Below are 24,032 nucleotides of genomic sequence, written 5' to 3' on the forward strand. Positions count from 1 at the left end.
AATACCAAAACGATATGATAGCTCATGAGCTTTATCCGTTCACAATAACCGCTTCCTTATCCTCTTTGGTTGCTCCCTCATGGCGAGTTAGTGCCAGCGCTGCTACGGAGAGTAATCCACAACCAGCCATGACGGCAGCCATTGGAATGGCAGTACCATTATGCAAAACACCAACTAGAGCAGAAGCAATACCTGCGACGATAAAACGCAGAGCTCCCGCAAGCGCATTGGCGGAACCGGCAGATTTTGGAAAATGAGACAGTGCCAGGGCGTTAGAGTTTGGGCCGGTAAAACCAATGCAAGATATGTAGATGGCGATAGGAATCATTAAGCCGGCAATCCCACCAAATCCAGTCGCTGCATTGAACAGTAAAACAAGTGCAGCAACCGAAGCCAGCAGACTGCCATTGCGCAAAATGGCGTAGAGTTTGTACTTTTCCACCAGGCGAATATTCACCATATTGGTGACGCTCATGGCCAGAATGTTGATAGCAAAGAGCAAGCCGTACTGATCAGGCTGTACGCCGTAAAGTTCGATGTAAATAAAAGGTGAACCGGCGATAAAGGCAAACATGCCGCCAAAGAACAGTGAATGGCAGAGAATGCAGCCCATCGCTTCACGATTGCGCAGGATATTGGCGTAATTCAACGCCAGCTGCACAGGTGGAACCACCAGTCGGTCTTCCTCTTTGAGCGTTTCTTTAATACGGAAAACCGCCAGCACAAGTGCCAGAACCGCAGCAATTGCCAGAAAGACAAACAGCATTTCCCAGCCAAAATATTTCAGAATCTGCCCGCCCAGCAGCGGTGCTGCTAAAGGAGCAACAGTCATCACCATCAGAATGGACGACAATGTTTTTGCTACCTGCTCTCTGGGCATAAGATCCCGAATCATGGCCGGAATGGTGACCATAATGGCCGCTGCGGAAAAGGCCTGAAGGATGCGAACAATGATCAGTTCTATAGCGGAAGTACTATAAGCGGCAAGAAAACTGGTCAGGGCAAAAAAGACAATGCCCGGGTACATGACTTTGCGTCGACCAATGCGATCAGAAAGTGGCCCATAAATAAGCTGACTTAATGCAAAGCCAATGGTGTAAGCACTTAATGTGTACTGAATGCGACTTAAAGGCTCGCCCATGCTGCTGGCAATAGCAGGCATTGCTGGCAAATAAAGGTCTATAGCCAATGGACCAAGGGCTGTGAGTGTACCTAGTGTCAGTATAAGGCTGAGATATTCCTTTTTGGTCATCCCGTTTCCGGTGGTTTTTCCGGAGATCATTGTCATTCTTCAGGCCTAAATCGTCAGGCGGCCACAATTTTGCTGCTTTAGGTAAAAGCATTTTTTGCAAAACGACAGTGACTGCGTATAAGTGAGATTCCGCAAATGGAATGCGGCTAGGCCGTAACGATGCAGTTTTGAGTAAACAACACGGGTTATGTGTTGCCGTGTGGTGGTGAGATCGCTATACCCACTCTCATATTGATGAATGAGATTCTTGTTGGAGAGCGAAGAGATAACTGCATCGGTTGGGAGGCTGTCCGAGGATCGCGCCCGTAGCGAGGATGGCAAAAAATTGAGGATAGAAATTCAGTTTTGTGAGGTGAATAGCGGGGCTATTCGCCGAATAAAACAGGATTTTTAGACCAATTTGATGCCACCGCAGTAGGGCAGTTTATTCTCGGACAGCCTCCCTTTATTGCATACGGCTATAACGATTCTTTCATAAAAGCCATACGCAATAAATAGATAGGTACTCTAGTTCGGATGTGAATTACCAAACGTTTGCAAAAAAAACGGCTGAAGACTTACGTCCGCCGCCGTTTTTATAAGGGTTTTGCTTTTTAGAAGTGATTATACCAATTCTGTTTTTAAATTATGGGCTGCGCAGCCACTTTGACCGTCTGGATCTGCGTTGAAGTTCCTCGCCATAGCTATGGCTATGACTCGTCGCTTCGCCTTTATGCCCTCGGGTATTGCCCAGTCGCCCAAAATAACTTGCTCACACCATAATTTAAAAACGACATTGGTATTAATCGATCAGCTCTTCTGCAGCAGCAAGAATGTTATCTACGGTAAACCCAAAGTATGGGAACAGGTCTTCCGCTGGCGCGGATTCGCCGTAGGTGGTCATACCGATAATACGACCATCCAAGCCTACATACTTGTACCAGAAGTCAGCCTGAGCCGCTTCAATGGCGATGCGAGCAGAGACTTCCAGAGGCAGAACGGACTGTTTGTACTCTGCGTCCTGTGCATCGAATACATCGGTAGATGGCATGGAGACAACGCGCACCTTACGGCCTTTTTCAGTCAAAGCCGCTTCAGCATTCATGGCCAATTCTACTTCAGAACCGGTGGCAATCAGGATCAATTCCGGAGTGCCTTCACAGTCTTTCAGGATGTAACCACCACGTTCAACCGCGGCGATCTGGTCATCCGTTCTTGGCATGCATGGCAAACCCTGGCGGGAGAAGATCAGTGCACTTGGGCCATCGGTACGTTCGATCGCGTGCTTCCAGGCAACCGCAGATTCAACGGTGTCACATGGGCGCCAGGCGTTAACGTTTGGTGTCATGCGCAGGCTGGCAATTTGCTCAATTGGCTGGTGGGTTGGGCCATCTTCACCAAGACCAATGGAGTCGTGAGTGTAAACCTGAATGGAGCGCTGCTTCATCAGTGCTGCCATACGCACTGCGTTGCAGGCGTATTCCATGAAGACCAGGAAGGTGGCGCCGTAAGGAATGAAACCACCGTGCAAAGCGATACCATTCATCATGGCCGTCATACCAAACTCACGAACACCGTAGAACAGGTAGTTGCCGTTAGCGTCTTCACGCTTGATGCCTTTGGAGCCGCTCCATATGGTTAGGTTAGAGCCCGCCAGGTCAGCAGAGCCGCCGAGCAGTTCTGGCAGGTTTGGACCATAAGCGTTCAGAGTGTTCTGGGACGCTTTACGGCTGGCAACTTTCTCACCGGTTTCCTGACAGGACTTGATGTAAGCGTTGGCTTTTTCGGAGAAGTCCGCAGGCAGTTCACCTTTCTGGCGACGAACATACTCTGCAGCCAGTTCCGGGAATTCGGCGGAGTAAGCGGCAAACTTTTCATCCCATGCCGCTTCTTTGGCAGCACCGGCTTCTTTGGCATTCCACTGGCTGTAGATGTCAGATGGAATTTCAAACGCCGGGTGAGTCCAGCCCAGACGCTCGCGGGTCAGTTTGATTTCGTCGTCGCCCAGTGGCGCGCCGTGACAATCTTCTTTGCCTTCTTTGTTTGGCGAACCAAAACCGATGATGGTTTTGCAGCAAATCAGGGTTGGCTTTTCGGTTTCTGCATGAGCCGTTTCAATAGCCGCTTTGATGGCATCTGCATCGTGACCATCAACCGCAGGGATAACGTGCCAGTTGTAAGCTTCAAAACGCTTAACGGTGTCGTCGGTGAACCAGCCTTCCACTTCACCATCGATGGAGATGCCGTTGTCGTCGTAGAACGCCACCAGTTTGCCCAGCCCAAGGGTGCCCGCCAGGGAGCAAACTTCGTGGGAGATGCCTTCCATCATGCAACCATCACCCATGAATACGTAGGTGTTGTGGTCAACAATCTCATGGCCCGGTCTGTTGAATTGAGCGGCCAATGCTTTTTCAGCCGCCGCCATACCAACAGCGTTGGCAATACCCTGACCCAGTGGGCCAGTGGTGGTTTCGATGCCCGGTGCATAACCGTATTCAGGGTGGCCTGCCGTCTTGGAATGCAGCTGACGGAAGTTTTTCAGATCATCAATGCTTAACTCGTACCCGGAAAGGTGGAGCAGAGAGTAAAGCAACATGGACCCGTGACCGTTGGACAGAACAAAGCGGTCTCTGTCCATCCACTTTGGGTTGGTCGGGTTGTGGTTCAGGTAATCCCGCCAAAGTACTTCAGCGATATCCGCCATTCCCATGGGCGCGCCCGGGTGGCCGGATTTGGCTTTCTGGACGGCGTCCATACTGAGGGCGCGAATAGCGTTGGCAAGCTCACGACGTGAGGACATGGAATTTCTGCTCCTGGGGATCCAGTTCATTTGAATTCGGGCGCTATTTTAAAGCCTTCGGAGAAAAACTTAAATGAATATGCATGAACGCTTAATCTAAAAGCCATCTGAGTCTGTGTCTTGCCCTGTTTTTTCGCGGTAATGACGTCCAAGTTGGTTGATTGCATATAGCCATAAGATGATGGCTGCAAAGAAAGCGCCAGCCAGCCAGGAGGTAATCAGGCTTAATGAACCGCCCAGTGAAATGACGATTTGTTGAAATAGAGAACTTCCGGATTTGCCAACTCTGCTGACCACCAGTTCGATAGCCGCTTTGCCTTTGTATTTACTTTCTACATCCAAAGGTACAAAAGTCATCTCTTTGGTTGCATCAAAAAGGGTATATTTTGCGGATTTTCCCAGAGCATGGCAGCAGAGTCCGGCATTAAGGCTTAGCATCGATAGATCAAGGCCGCTAAAAAAAAGAAGGTTAAGATTGGCATTTTGAAACAGCGTGAAAATGAAAAAGGGGGCTGCTGTAATAAGAATAATAAAAGGTGTTGCAAACGTCGCTGTGAACCAGCTTCTATTGAGTAATACCGGCGTCATTAATCCGCAGAGCAGGCTACCGATGCCATTAACCAGTGCAACCTTGCCCATAAACATCGAATAGTCGACTTCATTGGGGTATTTCTCCACAAGCTGACTCTTCCAGGCCAGCTCAACCATATTGATAGAGATACAATATCCCAACATCATCAGAGCAATGCTGGTGAGGTAGGGGCAGCGAGCCAGGTACTTAAAACTATCAAAAACGGGAAGGTGGGTTGTGTTTGAAAGGCTTGACTGAGTTTTCGTATCTTCACCCTGCAGGCGATAGCAGTATTCATTCAGTACAAGAATCATCAGCCCAAAAATGACAAATAGTACGGAAAGTGTTGTCAGACTTCCCTGCCATCCAGCGTCCTCTGAAGATAATCCTTTTGAGGCACAATAGTATAAAAGAGGTCCGGAAATGATAGAGGCACTGCTGCCGACCATGGTCAAAACTGGGTAATGCCGGGCTGCACTTCGACTACTATGCAAGTCATTAACGGAGGTCCAGAACAAAATGCAAATGACGGCGGATCCCCATATTTCAGCCAACGCAAAAAACAGTGTGAGTGGCCAGTAATAAATCATGCCAGTAATAAACTGAAGATGATCTGGTACAAGAGGTGAAAGCCATTGGGTAAAAGTGGCCGGGGCAAAAGCATCAAGATTTGGGTAAATGAGTAAAGAGAACAGGGGCATCCATAAAAGAAACGGGCCAATTGCTACGGCAAATAGCATTCTTTTATTCAATCGGTTAGCCAGTGCGCTGTAACAAAACAAAAAAATGAAAGCAGCTGGCATAACGGCGCACAGTTTAATAAAAGGAATAGCTTCTGCTCCCAGTCGGGTGACCAGAAGGGATTCTTTTAAATTCCAGAGTATGTCGAAATTGAAGATGCAGCAGGCCATCATGGTGATTTGCAGATAAAGCAAGGTGTTTGAGCTGTCTGGCACCTCACTGGCAAGGACTTTATTCATTTGTGTTATTACATCTGGTTGTTGGCCACAGGGGATTTTTATTAGAAGGGCTATTGGGAATGCCTGAGCCAATTGGAGGGGATAACTATAGATCAGAATTCACAAACCATCATGTATATAAAAATATTTTGATATAGGTTGTCTGTGTTGCTAAAATCAACATCAGCAAATGAGACCCGCTGTGCAGATGGGTATAAAGGAAAAGGCGGTTTACATTGACTGAGGGTTACGAACAGCTGGCAGCTGTGACAAAAGCCAGCGGCGACTTGTTAAGGCTGCAGATTCTCAGAGTATTGAGTACGGAGTCATTAGGGGTGCTGGAACTCAGCAGCCTTTTTGATATGCGACAACCTGCCATGAGTCACCATCTAAAAGTTCTGCTGCAGGCAGGGCTCGTCTCTACCCGGAAGGATGGCAATAGCATTTTTTATCGCAGGGCGTTGCCACCATCCGACAGCTTTCTAGAACCTGTGGTGCGAGCGTTGTATCAGGCGGTGGAAGAGCTTCCTATGCCTGAGCTGCTGACAGATCGCCTTCAGTTGATTCGTCATCAGAGGTCAGAGTTGTCTCAGGCATTCTTTACCCGAAATTCTGATGAGTTTCGCAAGCAGCAAGAGCTGATTGCTGAACATCAGCTTTATGCCGATTCGGTATCGGATCTGATTGCAGCGACCACATTTACCGATTCCAAAATGGCACTGGAACTCGGGCCGGGAGAAGGCGCTTTTCTGAAGACGCTATCGGGCATATTTGATGATGTCTATGCGGTGGATAGCTCAGAGAAAATGCTCAATTATTCACGACAAAGTGCCAGTAACCATAAGTTGGACAATATCCACTTTATCCATGGTGAGATTCAATCGTTAAGCGACTACGAAAAACGCTTTGATTGCATCGTTGCGAACATGGTGCTGCATCATGTTCCCAGCCCCAGCGATATTTTTTACTGGTCAGCAAAGCTGTTAAAGCCCGGCGGCAGCTTAATGATCAGCGAGCTCAGTCATCATGATCAGGACTGGGTACGTGAATCCTGCGGTGATTTATGGTTGGGGTTCAGCGCAGAAGAGTTAAGCCAGTGGGCAGAGAAAGTGGGGCTTTTAAGCTCCGAGTCCCAATATCTCGGCTTACGTAATGGTTTTCAAATTCAGGTCAGATGTTTCCAGTTACCGGAATAACTGATTTTGACAGTTTATTATTTTTTCATTGATTAAGAGGGTTCTACGACTATGTCTGAGTATTCACTATTTACTTCTGAATCTGTTTCCGAAGGGCACCCAGATAAAATTGCTGATCAGATTTCTGATGCCATTCTGGATGCGATGTTGAAAGACGATCCAGATGCCCGTGTCGCGGTGGAAACCATGGTAAAAACCGGCATGGTCGTGGTTGCGGGTGAAGTAAGAACCAACACATACGTTGATATTGAAGAACTGGTTCGCAAGGTAGTGACCGATATCGGTTACAACCACGGTGATCTGGGTTTTGATGGCGATTGCGTTGCAGTGCTGAATGCCATTGGTAAGCAATCTCCAGACATCGCTGTTGGTGTTGATGAGCGTGACGATCACGATCAAGGTGCCGGTGACCAGGGCTTGATGTTTGGTTACGCAACCAACGAAACGCCTGTGCTGATGCCTGCGCCAATCTACTACGCTCACGAGCTGGTGAAACGTCAGGCTCAGTTACGTAAGGATGGCACGCTGCCATGGTTGCGTCCTGATGCAAAAAGTCAGGTCACTATGCGCTACGATGAAAACGGCAAAGTGCAAAGTGTTGATGCTGTGGTGCTGTCTACTCAGCATTCTCCTGATGTGTCTCTTGAAGAGATTCGCCGTGAAGTGCTGGAACAGATCATCAAGCCTGTTTTCCCGGAAGGCTGGCTCCACGCAGACACCAAATACCACATTAACCCAACCGGTATTTTCGTGATCGGTGGCCCGGTAGGCGACTGTGGTCTGACCGGCCGTAAAATCATTGTTGATACCTACGGCGGTATGGCTCGTCACGGCGGTGGTGCCTTCTCTGGTAAAGATCCGTCCAAGGTTGATCGCTCAGCTGCTTACGCGGGTCGTTATGTGGCTAAGAATATTGTTGCTGCAGGCTTGGCTGATCGTTGTGAAATTCAGGTTTCCTACGCCATTGGTGTTTCCGAACCTACTTCCATTTCCATCAACACCTTCGGAACCGGCAAAGTATCTGACGATCGAATTGTAGAACTGGTTCGTGAATACTTTGATCTGCGTGCTGGTGGGCTGGTGAAGATGCTGGATCTTAAGCGTCCAATTTATCAGGCAACAGCCGCTTATGGTCACTTTGGCCGTGAAGAAGCTGAGTTTACATGGGAGAACACTGATAAAGCTGACCAGCTTCGCAAGGCAGCAGGTCTGTAATCATATCGGGCAGCTAAATGGCTGCCCTTTTTCTTTCTGCAAGCTCCCTCCTTTAGCACTTTACATGATCACTCGAAATCTATATCAAAATATATTGATATAGATGTTGCCCACTGCTAGACTTCGTTATATTCGGATAATACGCAGAGCGGGATATAAAAAATGAGTGCTAACCCTGATACGGCTGCCATTTCAACTGCTACCGAGGTAACGGATTACCGTGTGGCCGATATTTCCCTGGCTGAGTGGGGGCGCCGCGAAATACAGATTGCCGAAGGTGAAATGCCTGCTCTGATGGCCATTCGCGCCAAATACCGTGATCAGCAGCCCCTTAAGAATGCAAAGATCATGGGTTGCATCCATATGACTATCCAGACAGCGGTACTGATCGAAACCCTGATTGAACTGGGTGCCGATGTTCGCTGGTCTTCCTGTAATATCTTCTCTACTCAAGACCATGCGGCGGCGGCTATTGCAGCGGCAGGTATTCCTGTTTTTGCCTGGAAAGGTGAAACTGACGAAGAGTTCTGGTGGTGCATTGAGCAAACCATTCTCGATGGTAAAGGCAACCCATGGGATGCCAATATGATTCTGGACGACGGTGGCGATCTAACTCTGCTGCTCCATGACAAATACCCTGAAATGCTGGATGCCATCCACGGTATTTCTGAAGAAACCACCACCGGCGTGCATCGCCTGCTGGAAATGCTGGAAAAAGGTACGTTGAAGGTACCAGCAATCAACGTTAACGATGCGGTCACCAAGAGCAAGAACGACAATAAATACGGTTGCCGCCATTCCCTGAATGACGCCATCAAGCGCGGCACAGACCACCTGCTCTCTGGTAAGAAAGCACTGGTGGTTGGTTATGGTGATGTGGGTAAAGGTTCTGCCGCTTCGCTTCGTCAGGAAGGCATGATCGTTAAGGTGACAGAAGTGGATCCTATCTGTGCCATGCAGGCCTGTATGGATGGTTATGAAGTTGTGTCTCCTTACCTCGATGGTGTTAATGATGGAACACTGGCTTCTATTGATAAGGCACTCCTTGGCACCACAGACCTGTTGGTAACCACCACCGGTAACGTTCACGTTTGTGACCGCAACATGCTTCAAAGTCTCAAAAATGGCTGTGTGGTGTGCAACATTGGCCACTTTGATACTGAAATCGATACTCAGTTCATGCGTGATCACTGGCGCTGGGAAGAAATCAAACCGCAGGTGCATAAAATCCTGCGTGATGAGTCGTCTAACGATCATCTGATTCTTTTGTCCGAAGGCCGTTTGGTCAACCTTGGCAATGCTACCGGCCATCCGTCGCGTATTATGGATGGTTCATTTGCTAACCAGGTATTGGCACAGATTCATCTGTTTGAAAGCAAGTTTGCCGACCTGCCTGCAGATCAGAAAGCGGCTAACCTGTCAGTGACCGTCTTGCCGAAAAAGCTTGATGAAGAAGTGGCGGCTTACATGGTCGAAGGCTTTGGTGGCGTGATCACCAAGCTGACCAATGAGCAGGCGGGCTATATTAATGTGCCTGTTGAGGGTCCGTTCAAAAGCGACGACTACAAGTATTAAGTCAGTATGCGACTGATGCTGTTAGATGTATCAGTCGCTTTACCCTACGGTATTCATCATGTCTGCAACAACAAGTAAAAAAATCCCGATCAGTTTTGAATTCTTTCCTACTAAAACGGAAGAAGGCGCTCAGAAACTTGCGCAGCACGCTCTGAATCTTGCGGCGTACCAGCCGGAATTCTTCTCAGTCACCTATGGTGCTGGCGGTTCTACAAAAGATCGTACTCTTGATACAGTACTCACCACTCAGAGCAAAACCAATATTGCTACCGCACCACACCTTTCCTGCGTTGGCGATTCCCGGGAGCAGCTTAGGGAGCTTCTGAACTTTTACCGCAGTAAAGATATTACTCGTATTGTCGCCCTGAGAGGTGACTTACCCTCGGGTATGGGGCGTGACATTGGTGAGTTGCGATATGCTAATGAGCTGGTTGAGTTTATTCGTGAAGAAACTGGCGATCATTTTCATATTGAAGTTGCCGCCTATCCAGAGTCGCATCCACAAGCGCCTAACTTTGAAACAGATCTGGAAAACTTTCAGCGCAAAGTGAATGCCGGTGCCGATTCGGCAATCACCCAGTATTTTTTCAATCCTGATAGCTATTTCTATTTTGTTGAGCGTGTCAGAGCCATGGGTATTGATGTGCCGATTGTGCCGGGCATTATGCCGATCACCAACTACAGTCGGTTGGCTCGCTTCTCCGATGCCTGTGGTGCCGAGATGCCGAGATGGGTTCGCAAGCAGCTAGAAGCCTATGGAGATGATGTCGGCAGCATCAAAAAGTTTGGTGAAGAGGTAATTAGCCGACTGTGCGAAAGGCTAATTGAAGGCGGTGCGCCAGCGTTGCACTTCTATACGCTGAATCAGTCTGCATCTTGTGAGGCAATATGTAACAACCTGCAGATTGGTTCAAAATAGACTATAAGGTAAACAATTCTTAAGTTTGTTGCCAAAGGTAGTCATGAATCAAATTTGCAGTAATATCGCCTCAGGAGTTAATTTCTGTTTACATACGCTCAGAGAAGTAAAAAGCACTCCGGTAAATAATTTTCAAGTGCTGGCCACAATTAATCAGACTGAATGCAAGTCTAATTGTGGCTTTGTGGCGATGCGAGTTTATGACTGCCTTTCAGGCAGGGGGTGCAATCCTATACGGTCTCACGATTCCAAAGCTCTTGACCCATTATGTGAACGTGACGTCTACGGAAAGCTGGATGATGCTTATATGGGTGAAAAATCATTCCGGTTTGAGTGCTTTACCGGCTCACAAATAGATATTATTTTCCAGTGTGAACAAATACTTCTTGAATTGAATTTGTATGAGCACGCAATTGTCAATTTCCAATACATCTTAGGTGATGGTTCAACGAAGGGGCACTTTATTAATGTGCTGCAAGTTGAAGAGGGTTATCAAATTATTGATGCGATCGATGAACAGGAGTTCTACCGCTATTTCTCATATTACAATCTGTATGATTACTTCCATGTGAAACTTCCTCGTGTCGGTGCTGAATCTTTGAGTAAAATAAGCATTATTTTCTGATGTTATTTTCATTCTACTTATGAGAAACCCTCGAATTTTTTCTGATCAGCCTCTTCAGGCAAACAGCTCGGTTGAACTCGCTGAAAGTGCGGCCAATCATGTTGGGCGTGTGCTTCGTATGAAAGTGGATGAACCTCTGGTTTTGTTTAATGGACAGGGCGGTGCGTGGCAGGGAAAGGTGGAAAGCGTTAGTAAAAAGTCAGTGACCGTTTATTTAGATAACCTTATTGAAGGCGATGCTCAATCTCCTCTTACCATTGAGCTTGGTCAGACCTTAAGCCGTGGTGAACGGATGGATTATGCTATCCAAAAAGCCACAGAGGCGGGTGTTACATCAATCACGCCTTTGTGGAGTGAGCGGTGTGAAGTAAAATTGAATGCGGAACGCTTGGATAAAAGAGTTAAGCATTGGCAGCAGATTGCCATCAGTGCCTGTGAGCAGTGCGGGCGCAACATTATTCCAGTGATTCATCCACCGGTGAAGCTTGAGGAGTGGTTATCCACAAGAAAGACGAATCTTAATTTTGTTCTGCACCACCGGACAAAAGAACAGTTAAGTGGCTACGAAGCACCAGAATCAGTTTCTCTGTTGATTGGTCCTGAAGGAGGTTTGACGGTAGACGAGATTGTCATGGCTGAGCAAAAGCAATTTAATCCGCTAGCTCTTGGTCCACGAGTATTACGAACTGAAACAGCACCAGTGGTCGCGATCTCTTTGATGCAATATTTGTGGGGAGATTATTAAAAGGGAGCGTGACTCCCTTTTAATCGGAGCTGCCAGACCTAGACGACTTCGGCAGTATTTCGAGCAGAAACCGCCTGCTCAAGCGCTTGTTCAAGCAGTGTCAGGTTTGGAATAGAGGCGGGGATATCCTTGAGAATAACTCGATGTTGCTCCATTGGGCCCGCTTCTTCAGCCGAGTTTCGTAACTCTTCTTTAACGATGGTAAGGGGCTGTGGAATCCCCTGAACCACCAATCCATAGAAACCGTAATTACTGCCCTTTGTCGTACGATTAATAATGGCAATCCGGTTGGTGGCTGAGAACTCCGTAAACCGGCCTTTATTCATTCGCTCAAATGAGATGACAGGCACTTTTTCACCACGCCAGCGAATGTCACCCAGCAACCAATCCAGTTCAGGATAGTTGTCCTCTGGCCTGGTGTAGTCAGTATTACCCGCCAGGCAGACTGCCGGTATCAGCAAAGGTCGCTGCTGGATGGGCAGCAGCACCGATGTCATGTGATGAATTCCTGGCATAGCACTATTCTCTTAGTCGCTTGGCTTAAGCTGTTTCAGTCATAATCAGGGTTTTAATAGCTTTGAGCAATGGGCCTTCCTGGAAAGGTTTACCAATATACTCGTTGACACCAAGGCTCATGGCTCGAGTTCGGTGTTTCTCACCGGTTCGTGACGTGATCATGATAATTGGCAGATCATTCAGCTCAGGGTCATTACGCACGGAGCTGGCGACCTCAAAGCCATCCATTCTCGGCATTTCAATATCAAGCAGCATGATATCCGGCTTCTGCTCAGCCAGCATGGCCAGAGCTTCAACACCATCCCGGGCAGATGACACTTCATAGCCTTGGCGGGTCAGTAGACGGCTAGTCACTTTTCGCACAGTTACGGAGTCGTCTACGATCAGTACTTTCGCGACTTTCTCACTCTTTTCAGCTTCGTCTTTAATCGTAGCTTTAATATGCGACAGCAGACGTCTGCGATAGAGTGCCGCCGGGTCGAGAATCACCACTACTCGACCATCACCCAGAATGGTGGCACCGTTCACACCCGCCAGGCCAGAAAACTGAAGACCCAGACTTTTGGTGATAATTTCACGGCTACCAATAATCGCATCGACGTGTACGGCAACATTATCGTTACCACGTTGAACCAGAACCACCGGGCATTGGCCTTCACTGATCTTAGGAATACTGGTGCCCAGCAGAGCGCCCATATAAATCAGTTTGTGCTCAGTACCATTACCATAAACCAATGGTGAATTGTTGTGGTAGCAGTCGGTCAGGATATCCGATGACATCATAGAGATACCATCAATGGCATGCATAGGCAGTGCATATAAACTACCGCCGACTTCCACCATCAGCGCACGGTTGATGGAAAGAGTAAAAGGCAGGCGCAGAGAAAAGTGAGTACCTTCGCCGGTTTCTGATTTCACCTGAATGCTGCCGCCCAGCTGCCGAACAGAACTGTTTACTACGTCCAGACCCACACCACGCCCAGAAATATGGGTAATGCTACTGGCGGTGCTGAAGCCAGAACGCATAATCAATTCAAGCGCTTCCTGGTCAGACAGTTGAGCACTTTTACTGATCAAGCCCTGCTCAATTGCTTTTGCTTTGACGGCTTCAACATCAATACCACGACCATCGTCAGACAGTTCGATGACCACATCGGAGCCATCGCGACGAATGGAGATAGAAATTTGTCCAATATCCGGTTTGCCAAGGCGCTGACGATCTTCGATAGCGTTTTCAATACCGTGACCGATGGCGTTTCTCAGCATGTGCTCAAGTGGTGCAAGCACACGCTCGAGCATAGTTCTGTCCATCTCACCTTCGGCATTACCAACCATCAGCTCAACAGGTTTACCCAGTTCATCAGACACTTGTCTGACGATTTTGCGGAGTCTTGGTACCAGGCGACTGAAGGAAACCATCCGGGCTTTCATCAGTTTTTCCTGAAGCTCGATCTGAGTCCTGGATTGCTGTGCCAGCAGGCCTTCCATGTCTTTGGTTTTTTCTTGCATCGCTTCGCGCAAATCCACCAGGTCAGATGCCGACTCGACCAGAGCGTGGGAAAGCTGTGAAAGCTCTGAGTACTGATCCATTTCCAGCGGATCAAAGTCTGGATTTTCACCAAGGTCTCCCTGGTGACGGGACATAATCTGGGTTTGTGTTTCAATATCCAGACGTTTCAACTGTTCCCGCACACGAAGAATGGTTCGATTCATTTCGTCCAGTGTTCGGGCAGTGTCAGCCGTTTGCTGCTCAATGCGAGAGCGGCTGATGCTGGACTCACCGGCCAGATTGATCAGTGTTTCCAGCAGATCAGATGGAACACGAATCATCTCGCTGGGTGCTGTCTGAAGTGCAACGCCTTCCGATGCAGGAGTGTTTTGAGTGGCAACCTTAATGGTGGAAACGGGCTCCAAAGGGTTAGCCGTTTCTGTCGAAATTTGTACTGGCGTTATCTCAGCTCTTTCTGCTACTTCAGCGAACTGCGCCGGTGTGATGGCACTGGCCAGGCTCTGAACCGATTCAGGTGATGCGAGATAATCCGGCAGTACCTCAACCTCAGGAGCGGTATCTCCGGAGATCAAACGCTGTTTCCATGATTGCAGCTCTTCCAGCATGTTGGCAGTGCTTGGTAGCGCCATACCGGTGCTGAGGTTTTTCAGTGATGACTCAATGGTGTCGTGTGTTTTCTGAATCAGTGCCAGTGGTGCACGATCAGAGGTACACCGACCCGTGGTGATCACTTCATAAATATCTTCCAGTGCGTGGCAGAGATCTCCAAGCTCATAGAGTTCTGCCATACGCGCACCACCTTTCAGGGTGTGCAGGCTACGCTGAAGTTCATGTACCGGGTGTAAATCGTCCGGTGCATCAAGCCAGACCTCCAATGCCTGGGCAGAATCTTCGAGAAGCTCAAAGGCTTCTTCAATAAAGTTCTGGCGCAACTCCAGCTCATATTCATCCAGTTGAGCTGTGGCTGTAGCAGGCGTCGCGGGTGAAGGCTTAGGTGTGATTTCTGTTGGTTTATTATTGGCAGGCGCTGTAATAACAATTTCTTCAACAGCGCTGTCGTCCAATTCTTCAATAACGATATCCGGTATCACCGGTTCAACTGGAGCGGGAGAGGCTTCAATGGATTGTAATGCCTGCTGTTCATTCAGCAACAGGGCCAGAGCTTTTCGTAAATCGGCAAAGACTGCTTGTGGTGACTCAGGCGTTTGCTGAGAAGCCACCTGATTCATCATCTCCACCAGTGCCTCAAAACCATCCATAAATGGCATTAGCAGCAGTTCTGGAAGAGAAGACTCTCGGGTTTCAAGGTAGGTGCAGACGTCAAGAAGCACGTCGCAGAGTTCAGCCATCGTAGCAAGACTGGCTTCGGTGGCATTTGCAGTGAGAACCCGAAGCTCAAACTTGAACCTCTCGAGCTCTTCCTTCGGAATGCCATTTACCCAGCCTTTCAGGAACGTGTTGGCGTCCAATAGAAGGTCAAGGTCGTTAGATAAGAATAATGATGCCTGTTGTCCCTGCTGAGTGACAATCGTTGCAGGTGCGTCGTGAGACGAGTCATCCTGCAGGCTGTTACTAAGCAACTGGCTATGGAGAGCCGCAATCCAATTAAGGTAATTATCAACCTTCAGTTCAACCGGTTTGGCGCCGCCATGGAGTTGGACTAAAGCGTCTTCAATCAGATCAATGCCCTGTTCCAGCATACTGATAATCTGACTGTCTGCTGGCACCAGGTGTGCCCGGAACTCTTTCACCGTTCTCTCAATGGCAGCAATCAGGTCTGCCAGAGGGGTGATATCTGCCATGTAAGCACTGCCTTTCAGCGTATGCAGTGCGCGTTGAACGGTGTCGCTTATCTGGATGCTGTCACCCAGTTGATAAAACCGCTCGATGAAATCTTTGACAACGGCCAGATGACTTCTGGCTTCGTTGTCAAAAATCTCCAGAAGCTGTTGGTCATACTCTTCGTCAGACTCTTCGTTAGTGCCTTCATTCGAACCTGGTTGAATCTCTTCGGCGATACTAATGCCTTCAACTGCAGGTACTACTTCACCAAAGAGGACTGCAGGGTCATCTTGTGCATCACTTTCAGGTTCTTCCTGCTCGACAACAAAACTCAGGCCTTTGGCAAGGGCATCTGCTTTCTCCATGCAGACCAGAACTTCCGGCGTCAGTTGTTGGTTTTGAGAAGCGAAGTCCTGAACCAGTTCTGGCAGCATGACAATGACGTCGTCTATCAGCTGGATCATGCCATCAGAGATATTGATCTTTCCATCGATCAACTGATTCAGCATGCTTTCGATAGACCAGCCGAGTTCTCCAATAACTTCAGCGCCTATCATACGTCCACTGCCTTTTAAGGTGTGGAAGGCACGACGAACTTCAGTCCGGCTGCGTACATCATCACGGTCTTTACGCCAGATGGCGTATTGCTCGGTCAGAAGCTCCTGAACTTCGGTCGCTTCTTCTACAAAGATTTCACCCAGATCTTCTTCGTCATCCAGAGTGAAATCCAGAACATTATCGCTCAGCGCCAGTGAGGCTTCGATTTCTGGTCCGATAGGATCGGCTTCGAACTCAGACTCATCAAACTCCATATCGTCGAGGGATAGAATTTGGTCATCCAGAATGGGTTCAGGACTGTTTTGAGCCGATTCTGATGTTTCAATCTCGAAGGTTAAATCGTCGGAAGCGAAGTCAGTGAACAGGGCTTCGTCGTTTTCTTTGGTTTCTTCTAAGGTTTGTTCAGCTGTCTCAGCCTTTGCACTATCTAGTTTGAAATCGATAGAAAGGTTAGCGTCATCTACTGTGTTCTGCGCTTCAACCTTTTCTGGCTCAGGCGTAGCGCTAGAGATGGTTGGGCTGAAATCGATGGATAGGTTATAACCATCGTCGCTCTGGCTGCTTTCAACGACCTGTACCTGCTCCTTAGTTACAGGCTTTTCGTAATTGAACTCCAGAACATGGTCGTTTGTATCGGTAGGCTGTGCAGCTTGTTGTTCTTTCTTTTCTTCATCGCTGAGCAGGTGGCTGGCAAAAGGGTTCACCTTTTCGCCAACCGGTTTTGTTGTTGGTGCTGGTTTATTTTCTGGAATGGATGGTGCAGGTGTTCTGGCTTCCAGCTTTTCGATACTTTGCTGAGTGATATCCAGAGTCTTCTCAGTGAAGTTGGATACACCGGTAGTCAACTGTTCCAGATAATACTCAACACTGGACAGAGCATCAGCCAATGCTTCAAGTTCATCAAGCTCTGGCTTAGCGGTGATTTCTAACCATTGATTTTTAATGTAATTGGAGCACCGCCCCATCAAGTCAGCAACACGTGGTAATGGAATAATGGCCAGGCTGCCCTGAATGCTCTTGAGCATCGGGATCAATTTAGTCAGAAACTCCTTGTTTTCATTGCTACCCAGATAATCAACTAACGTGCCCTTTGCCTGCTCAAGGGTTTCGCGGGCTTCATGAATAACCGTTTGATGAATATCACTCATCTGCGAAGATTCTGAACCATCGCCCGTAACGGTGGGGCGATAACTCATGAACTGATTGAGTCCGGTTTCAACTTCCAGTAAACGAGCGGCAATATCAATCAGCGAATTATTAATTTCGGCAGGGTTTGGCTGTTCAGTGGTCAGAATCAGATGCAGGCTTTCTGACTCTTTTTGCATGGTGCTTTGTAGTTTATCGAGGCCAAGCATACGAAGAGTATCAGTAATCTGCTGGCACACCGGCATGTGTTCTTGAAGCCGCTCTCTGTTGGTCTCAGGGTTGAGAATGTACAGGTCTAAAGCGTCTTTGACGTTAGCAAGTTCTTCTTTAATGGCGCTGACGACAGGTGCCGTTGCCTGGAAGTTCGTCAGTTTTTCATCAGCCTGATTTTGTTCCAGCGCTTTATCCAAACCATAGCGATGCTTCAGTGAGAGCAGTAATGCGTTGTTGCTTTCTGCTTTACCCACACGGTATAGGATATGACGAAGAAGCTCTTCGTCTGGAGTGGTGTTAATACGACGAATGTCGTCACCAGTCAGGAGTTTCAGCTCATTATCCATTTTGCGCAGAATGGAAATGGCATGATTATCGGCAGCAATTGCACCTTCCCGCAGGCCTTCTGCAAGCCCGGTCGCTGCATCCCACAGTGGAGACAATGGGGAGTCCCAGCAAAGGTTTTGCATCTTGGCAAAAATTTTACCAATGATCACCAGCTGCTGCTCTTGCTGGCTGCCTCTTAAAACACCGGCCAGCGACAGCTGGTATTTCTGGCGCATTTTACGCACCAGCGGGGTAAAGCCGCCTGCCTGAATCTTTGCCAATTGTTCATCAGCAATAGGCTCATTGGCGATGACAATCGTCGGTGAAAAAAAGTCCAGATCGGATAGTGCAGATTCACCTCGAAGCTGTCGCATGTCACTTAAGAGTTTTTGAAACAGCCTTGGGTTGTCCCTTCCGGTTCTTGAAATCTGAACCAGATAATCAGGCAGTTGTAACATGGCCTGAATCAACGTGACCATCTTGTCTTGACTGTTCTCGTCAGACTTTTGTCCGGCAGGCTTTGATTCGGCAGAGCTCTCCTGCAGGTTTTCCAGTAGCAATAATATTTCACTGGTTAACAGGCGAGCACTTTGCTGTTTCAGCACTTTAAGTGTGCTGTGAACCTGCTGGATTTTTGCACGACAGCCGGCAAGGGAGGATTGATCCTCCATGGCTTCGGCATAGGTCTCAAGATCCTGACGGGCTTCAGTGAGGGTTGTGTCAATTTCACTGATAACCCAGTCCAGACCTAAATATTCACGCTGTTCGACCATGCCAGGCCCCCGTAATCAAACACCCCTGAATGGCGGGCATCATGCTTAAGTTCATGCGTTCAGTTTCTTACAGCTCCGATCCTGAAGATCAGGCATCCGTGGTTTCAGGCAGTTTGAAGCCGGCGACGGACTGACGCATGGTCACCGCCATGTCTGCCAGCTGACCTACGGATTGCGCCGCAGCCTTGGTACCAGTCGATGTTTGAACCGAGATATCCCGGATTGCCACCATGCGGGAAGAAATCTGAGAAGCAGATTGAGACTGAATTTTTGCCGTTTCGGAGATGTTCCGGATCAGGCCTGCAAGGCTGTTGGATACTGTCTCGATTTCTTCCAGAGCAACACCCGCATCCTGTGCCAGTCGTGCACCTTGTACCACTTCAGAAGTGGTGTGTTCCATAGAGATAACGGCTTCGTGGGTATCTGTCTGGATCGCAGATACCAGTCCTTCTACCTGTTTGGTCGCGGCAGAAACCCGTTCCGCAAGACGCTGTACCTCATCCGCTACCACGGCGAAGCCTCGTCCTGCTTCACCAGCCATGGAAGCCTGAATGGCCGCGTTTAGAGACAGGATGTTGGTTTGGTCCGCGATCTCGTTGATCAGGGAGATGATGTCACCGATTTCCTGAGAAGATTCACCAAGGCGCTTCAGACGCTTCGAAGTATCCTGAATCTGCTCACGGATGGTGGTCATACCATCAATGGTGTTACGTACGACCAAACCACCATTGGCAGCGATCTGTACCGAACGTTCTGCTACATCTGCAGAGTCGGAGGCTTCGCCGGATACCCGGTCGATGGATTCCGCCATTTCGTTTACAGATTGTGTGGTCGAACCGATTTCCTGGGCCTGATGGTCAGATGCTTGTGCCAGCAAACGGGCGGTTGCCTGTGTTTCCTGAGCGGCGGCGTCTACCTGTACAGCTGTTTGGTTGATGGTGTTAACCAGAGCTCGCAGCTGCTCGATGGAGAAGTTAATAGAGTCAGCGATGGCGCCGGTAAAGTCTTCGGTTACCTCGGCTTTCACGGTCAAGTCACCGTCTGCCAGGTCGGCCATTTCGTCCAGCAATCGCAGGATCGCTTTCTGGTTTGCGCTGTTCTGTGCTTCCGTTGCGTCACTCTGGGCTTTGGTTTCTTCCAGACGACGACGGGTGTCCATAATGATGGACATGGCAGTGGAGAGTACAAACAGCAAGGAAAGACCACCAGACAAGAGGATGATCATTTCCAGTGTTCTTTGTTCTACAGTAGAAACGGACAGAGTTTCAGCCAGAGCGGAAGTTTGCTCCAGCAGTTCCAGGGAGTCGGTAAAGATGGTGTCGGATGCGGCACGTACCTGGAACAGTTCTGGAGAGGTTTCCAGAATTTCGTCCACACTACCGTCAACGAATTCGAACAGGTCGGCAATTTCCAGCAAGCGGTCGATCGCTTCGTTATCTGTCACCTGACTGATACGCATGGCGACGTTACCTTCGATCATACCGTCCAGTACCCGACCAAACAGCTTGGCGTCACGGCCGAAGCTGTCTGCTGCCATGATGGAATCTTCACCACCTTCCAGTACCTTGGCAACGCTTCGAATAATACGTTCTGCCAGCCATGGCTGTCTTTGCGCCATGGAGATCTGATCAGATGGAGCGCCATTTTCCAGCAGGATTTCTACGATCTCATCGTATTCAATCTGTAGCTGTGGGATGGTTTCACCCAAGGTGTTCGCTACGTCGTGGAGAGACAGTACTGTGTCTTGTGCTGTCAGAATGTTCTGCGCCTCAGATTGCATCTCCATCCAGGAACTGTTCAGGGCGTTGATCTGTCGGGCAGCTTCAGAGTCAGAGGTTTCTACGAAAGGCAGGGCAGAAAGCTTTGCATTATTCAACTCGCCGATGTACTGGCCAAACATGTTGGTAGCGTCTTTCAGCAGGGGGAACGCTTCTTCTTTACCAGAAGCCGCTTCCGAAGCGTTCTTTGCAATCTGCTGAGAAAGTACCCGGAGCTCGCCCGCACTGGTTGCGTGGGTCAGGAGCAGCTGAGACTGCTGGTCATTGTAGAAAAACGCGCCTGTCATGACCGACAGGGACAGAACCAGCATTGTAATCGATACAATGGTGCCTCTGTTCGCCTTGCTTCCCTGTCCCCTGTTCGCTGGATTGCCTTTCATGCTTTATTCCCCGATTTCTAATCTGAAATCAAAATCCTGTTTATTCGCTGGCTGCCTTGAGAAAACGCTCACTGGTCATGAGCCCTTCAATACTGAATACAACGTAGTGGTGATCTTTCTGGTATGAACCCCGGGTGTAGGGGTGAACACTGGTCGGTAGCGATGAGGGTATTTCATCCGAGAAGGTGTTGGCTGAAAACTGCATCATTCCCTGAACTTCATCAACAATCAGACCAACGGACATGTCTTTTTTCTCGATAACCAGGATTCGGTTACTGGCTTCTGGTTTGGCCTGCCGTTGCGTTTCAATATTTAGCAAGCTGTCATCATTGCTCAAAAAATCAGTCAGACTGATGATCGGGATCAAACGTCCTCTGACGTTAGCAATGCCTTTGACCCAGCCATGAACGCCCGGTAATGGTGTTGTCTGGGGAACCAGAAGGATTTCAGTAACACTGCCCAATTGCACGACGTATTGTTGCTTGTGCAGCAAAAACGAGATGCCCTGCCAGTAACTGAGCTCAGACTGTTCAGCAGGCATGGGTGCAGCATACAGGGAAGCACATTGTTCCAGTGCTTCCAGATAGTCGAATGGATGAGTGGAGCTGCTCATTCTATTCCTTTATTTCTGGTTAACCCCTACTGGATCACAACAGAAAGGTTATCTTCAATAGGAAGTTCAACAAAAAACCAGACTCTGCTTTATCAGGCAGCAACGTCACTCAGCACTTCGTTGAGGGTTTCCAGAAGGATATTTTCCTTAATGGGCTTGGTTAGATAGTTCTTGGCGCCTTGACGCATTCCCCAAACACGATCAGTTTCCTGATCTTTGGTGGTCACGATGATGACCGGGATGTGGCCTGTAGAAGCATCTTTTGACAGTTGGCGAGTTGCCTGGAAACCATTAAGGCCTGGCATGACGATGTCCATCAGTACAGCATCAGGCTGTTCTTCGCGGCACAAAGCCACACCATCAGCGCCGTTATCAGCAGTCAGAACGGTATGACCATGTTTTTCCAGCATGGCGCTCAGCTGATACAGTTCAGTCGGTGAGTCGTCGACAATCAGAATTTTCGCCATAAGTCCCCCTAGTAAAAACAGCCTTTTATTGTTGGAAGGCCATCATCAGGCAAATGAATCGTTAAAACGTATGTAGGCTAATGCTGCCCACTCTTTATTCGATGTTATACCGCCAGAGCGTAATCTGGGCAGTGGTCTCGAATCGTACCAAACAGTTCATCACGACTGAAAGGTTTGGTTAAATAATAATCAGACCCAGAGATTCGACCACGAGCTCGGTCAAACAGACCATCCTTGCTGGAGAGCATGATAACAGGAATTCGTTGGTAGGCACTGTTGTTCTTGATCAATGCACAAGTCTGATAACCGTCCAGACGAGGCATCATAATATCAACAAAAATGATATCCGGCTCAGACTCGGCAATTTTTGCCAGAGCATCAAAACCGTCGGTTGCTGTCACTACCGCACAGCCCGCCTTGCTTAACAGAGTTTCAGCAGTACGACGTATTGTCTTGCTGTCATCAATAATCATGACCTTGAGGTCTTTTTCGCTGCCTTGCATGTTTTGCCCCCGATGCCCCACACAAGCACCAAAACTTTTTACTGTCGCTTTTTGATTTTCTCGATCCGTTCTCAGTTTGTTATTTAAGTACCATCAATCCAGATCGTTAGTTCTGCATTTTTATCACAAGTGGGCGGGTGCTGACTAGAAGTCACGCACTCAGGAAAGGTCGATTTTGAGTATTACTTAAAGTCCTGCGCCTCGGTGGCGATGTAATTTCATAATAAATTTTGTCAGGAATGATACAGGGAACCTTATGAGCCGCTTTCCCTTTTTGGTGTGTAGCCTTGCTTTAGGCTTGATACTCTGGAACTCACAGGCTTCTGCGGAAGCATTGGAGGAAGTGCTAACCAAAGCGCTGTTATCCCACCCGGAGGTTAAAGTAGCCGTTAACCGTCTCAGAGCTGAAGAGAAAACCATTGGTGCTGCCAGAGCTGATTATTTCCCATCGTTGGATATATCTGCAGGGTACGGTAAACAGCGGAAAGATCTATCAGATGAAAGTCAGAATGATGAAGTGGATGGTATTAAGTTCACGAAACAGGAGGCAGCGATCTCCATAAAGCAAAGTCTTTTTGCCGGGTTTAATACCAAAAATCGTGTTGCCGGTGCCAAAAAAAGTACGGAAGCTGAGCAGTGGCGTTTGGTGTCAACCCTTGAAGAGATTTCGCTGAAGATTACCTCGGTGTACTTGAGAGTGATGGAGCAGCGTGAGCTGGTTGAGCTGGCGAAAGATAATCTGGACATTCATAACGAGATTTATGCTCAGATTGAGCAGCGCGCCAAACAGGGCGTAGCAAGAAACTCAGATTTAATTCAGGTTGAAGGTCGCCTTGCAAGAGCTAATGCCAACTTGATTAATGCCTATAACAATTTATCGGATGCGGAAAGTGAATACCGTTCGCTCGTTGGACATAGCCCCGCTGAACTGGCTTTTCCAAGTTTTGAGCACTTAGAAATACCTGACGATATTGACGCGGTAATCCAACAAAGCGGCCAAGGCAACCCCAGTTTAAAAGCAGCTGACTCAGATATCGGTTCATTTGAGCATGCGTTCGAATCACGGAAGAGCGCCTATTTACCCTCATTGAATATAGAGCTTGATAAGAGCTGGAAAAAAGACGCCGATGGCCAACCAGGTTCGAACGTCGATACTCAAGTGATGCTGCGGTTTCGGTACAATTTATTCAGTGGTGGTGGTGATAAAGCCCGGTTAATGGAAAGTGCCTATCAGGTGGAAGAACGCCATTCCCAGAAAGACCGGGTCATGCGAGATCTTGAAGAGCGCGTTCGTATTGCGTGGGCTGCTTACAAGTTTGCCGGCGAACAGCGGGTATATTTGTTAGCCCATGAAAAGGCGAGCCGGGAAACGGTTATCGCTTACAAAGGACAGTTTAATATTGGTAAGCGTACTCTGCTGGATTTGCTGGACAGTGAGAATGAACTTTTTCAGTCAAGTAATAGCCTGATATCGGCTATTTATCAGGAGACTCAGGCTCGCTATCGGATTTTGGCCTCTATGGGTTCATTGCTGGATAGCATGGGGTTTGTGCTTCCTGAGAGTTGGCAGGTTGGCGGCGAATAGTCTTGGGGCTGAGCTGAGTAATAGAGTTTTTGTATGTTGTCAGTT

At 48.4% G+C, this 24,032-nt stretch carries 16 protein-coding genes; 7 read left to right on the forward strand and 9 right to left on the reverse strand.

The window, feature by feature from the left end; genetic code table 11:
• Positions 1-31 precede the first annotated feature (31 nt).
• The 3 genes from Q1B11_RS08465 to Q1B11_RS08475 all read right to left on the reverse strand — a co-directional run bounded on the left by Q1B11_RS08465 (position 32) and on the right by Q1B11_RS08475 (position 5,582).
• Positions 32-1,288, reverse strand: coding sequence for a Bcr/CflA family multidrug efflux MFS transporter (locus Q1B11_RS08465; protein ID WP_299730612.1), 1,257 nt, complete (start codon positions 1,286-1,288; stop codon positions 32-34).
• Between the two features lie 745 nt (positions 1,289-2,033).
• Positions 2,034-4,031 carry a transketolase gene (gene tkt, locus Q1B11_RS08470; protein ID WP_299730615.1) on the reverse strand — a complete coding sequence of 666 codons (1,998 nt, stop codon included), beginning with the start codon at positions 4,029-4,031 and terminating at the stop codon, positions 2,034-2,036.
• 96 nt (positions 4,032-4,127) lie between these two features.
• Complete coding sequence (locus tag Q1B11_RS08475) at positions 4,128-5,582, reverse strand: Npt1/Npt2 family nucleotide transporter (RefSeq protein WP_299730618.1); 1,455 nt, start codon at positions 5,580-5,582, stop codon at positions 4,128-4,130.
• Positions 5,583-5,797: 215 nt separating this feature from the next.
• Between Q1B11_RS08475 and Q1B11_RS08480 the strand changes: the two genes are divergently transcribed.
• The 6 genes from Q1B11_RS08480 (at position 5,798) to Q1B11_RS08505 (ending at position 11,836) form a co-directional block, all read left to right on the forward strand.
• Positions 5,798-6,757 carry a metalloregulator ArsR/SmtB family transcription factor gene (locus tag Q1B11_RS08480; RefSeq protein WP_299730621.1) on the forward strand — a complete coding sequence of 320 codons (960 nt, stop codon included), beginning with the start codon at positions 5,798-5,800 and terminating at the stop codon, positions 6,755-6,757.
• A 51-nt stretch (positions 6,758-6,808) separates the two neighbouring features.
• Positions 6,809-7,972 (forward strand): methionine adenosyltransferase, encoded by a 1,164-nt coding sequence (metK, locus tag Q1B11_RS08485; RefSeq protein ID WP_299730624.1) that lies wholly within the window; start codon positions 6,809-6,811, stop codon positions 7,970-7,972.
• A 162-nt stretch (positions 7,973-8,134) separates the two neighbouring features.
• Positions 8,135-9,547, forward strand: coding sequence for an adenosylhomocysteinase (gene ahcY, locus Q1B11_RS08490; RefSeq protein WP_299730627.1), 1,413 nt, complete (start codon positions 8,135-8,137; stop codon positions 9,545-9,547).
• Positions 9,548-9,605: 58 nt separating this feature from the next.
• Positions 9,606-10,466 (forward strand): methylenetetrahydrofolate reductase [NAD(P)H], encoded by an 861-nt coding sequence (gene metF / locus Q1B11_RS08495; RefSeq protein WP_299730630.1) that lies wholly within the window; start codon positions 9,606-9,608, stop codon positions 10,464-10,466.
• A 43-nt stretch (positions 10,467-10,509) separates the two neighbouring features.
• Complete coding sequence (locus Q1B11_RS08500; RefSeq protein ID WP_299730633.1) at positions 10,510-11,091, forward strand: hypothetical protein; 582 nt, start codon at positions 10,510-10,512, stop codon at positions 11,089-11,091.
• Between the two features lie 19 nt (positions 11,092-11,110).
• The gene (locus Q1B11_RS08505; RefSeq protein WP_299730636.1) at positions 11,111-11,836 is read left to right on the forward strand and encodes a 16S rRNA (uracil(1498)-N(3))-methyltransferase; all 726 of its coding nucleotides are present in this window, start codon (positions 11,111-11,113) and stop codon (positions 11,834-11,836) included.
• 38 nt (positions 11,837-11,874) lie between these two features.
• Here Q1B11_RS08505 and Q1B11_RS08510 read toward each other — a convergent pair whose 3' ends face one another.
• The 6 genes from Q1B11_RS08510 to pilG all read right to left on the reverse strand — a co-directional run bounded on the left by Q1B11_RS08510 (position 11,875) and on the right by pilG (position 22,402).
• Positions 11,875-12,333 carry a chemotaxis protein CheW gene (locus tag Q1B11_RS08510; RefSeq protein ID WP_299730639.1) on the reverse strand — a complete coding sequence of 153 codons (459 nt, stop codon included), beginning with the start codon at positions 12,331-12,333 and terminating at the stop codon, positions 11,875-11,877.
• A 43-nt stretch (positions 12,334-12,376) separates the two neighbouring features.
• Positions 12,377-18,661, reverse strand: coding sequence for an Hpt domain-containing protein (locus Q1B11_RS08515; protein ID WP_299730642.1), 6,285 nt, complete (start codon positions 18,659-18,661; stop codon positions 12,377-12,379).
• 88 nt (positions 18,662-18,749) lie between these two features.
• Entirely contained in the window at positions 18,750-20,819 is a 2,070-nt protein-coding gene (locus Q1B11_RS08520) for a methyl-accepting chemotaxis protein (protein WP_366139446.1), read from the reverse strand.
• 40 nt (positions 20,820-20,859) lie between these two features.
• Positions 20,860-21,432, reverse strand: coding sequence for a chemotaxis protein CheW (locus Q1B11_RS08525; RefSeq protein ID WP_299730645.1), 573 nt, complete (start codon positions 21,430-21,432; stop codon positions 20,860-20,862).
• Between the two features lie 92 nt (positions 21,433-21,524).
• A complete protein-coding gene (gene pilH, locus Q1B11_RS08530) occupies positions 21,525-21,899 on the reverse strand; it encodes a twitching motility response regulator PilH (RefSeq protein WP_067515667.1) in 375 nt (124 codons plus the stop codon).
• A gap of 104 nt (positions 21,900-22,003) precedes the next feature.
• Positions 22,004-22,402, reverse strand: a complete 399-nt coding sequence (gene pilG, locus Q1B11_RS08535) for a twitching motility response regulator PilG (RefSeq protein WP_067515666.1) — start codon at positions 22,400-22,402, stop codon at positions 22,004-22,006.
• 256 nt (positions 22,403-22,658) lie between these two features.
• Here pilG and Q1B11_RS08540 point away from each other — a divergent pair, with 256 nt between their 5' ends.
• The gene (locus tag Q1B11_RS08540; RefSeq protein WP_299730658.1) at positions 22,659-23,987 is read left to right on the forward strand and encodes a TolC family outer membrane protein; all 1,329 of its coding nucleotides are present in this window, start codon (positions 22,659-22,661) and stop codon (positions 23,985-23,987) included.
• The last annotated feature ends 45 nt before the right edge of the window (positions 23,988-24,032 follow it).

It is taken from the genome of uncultured Endozoicomonas sp. (assembly GCF_947495845.1).
Taxonomy (GTDB): Bacteria; Pseudomonadota; Gammaproteobacteria; order Pseudomonadales; family Endozoicomonadaceae; genus Endozoicomonas.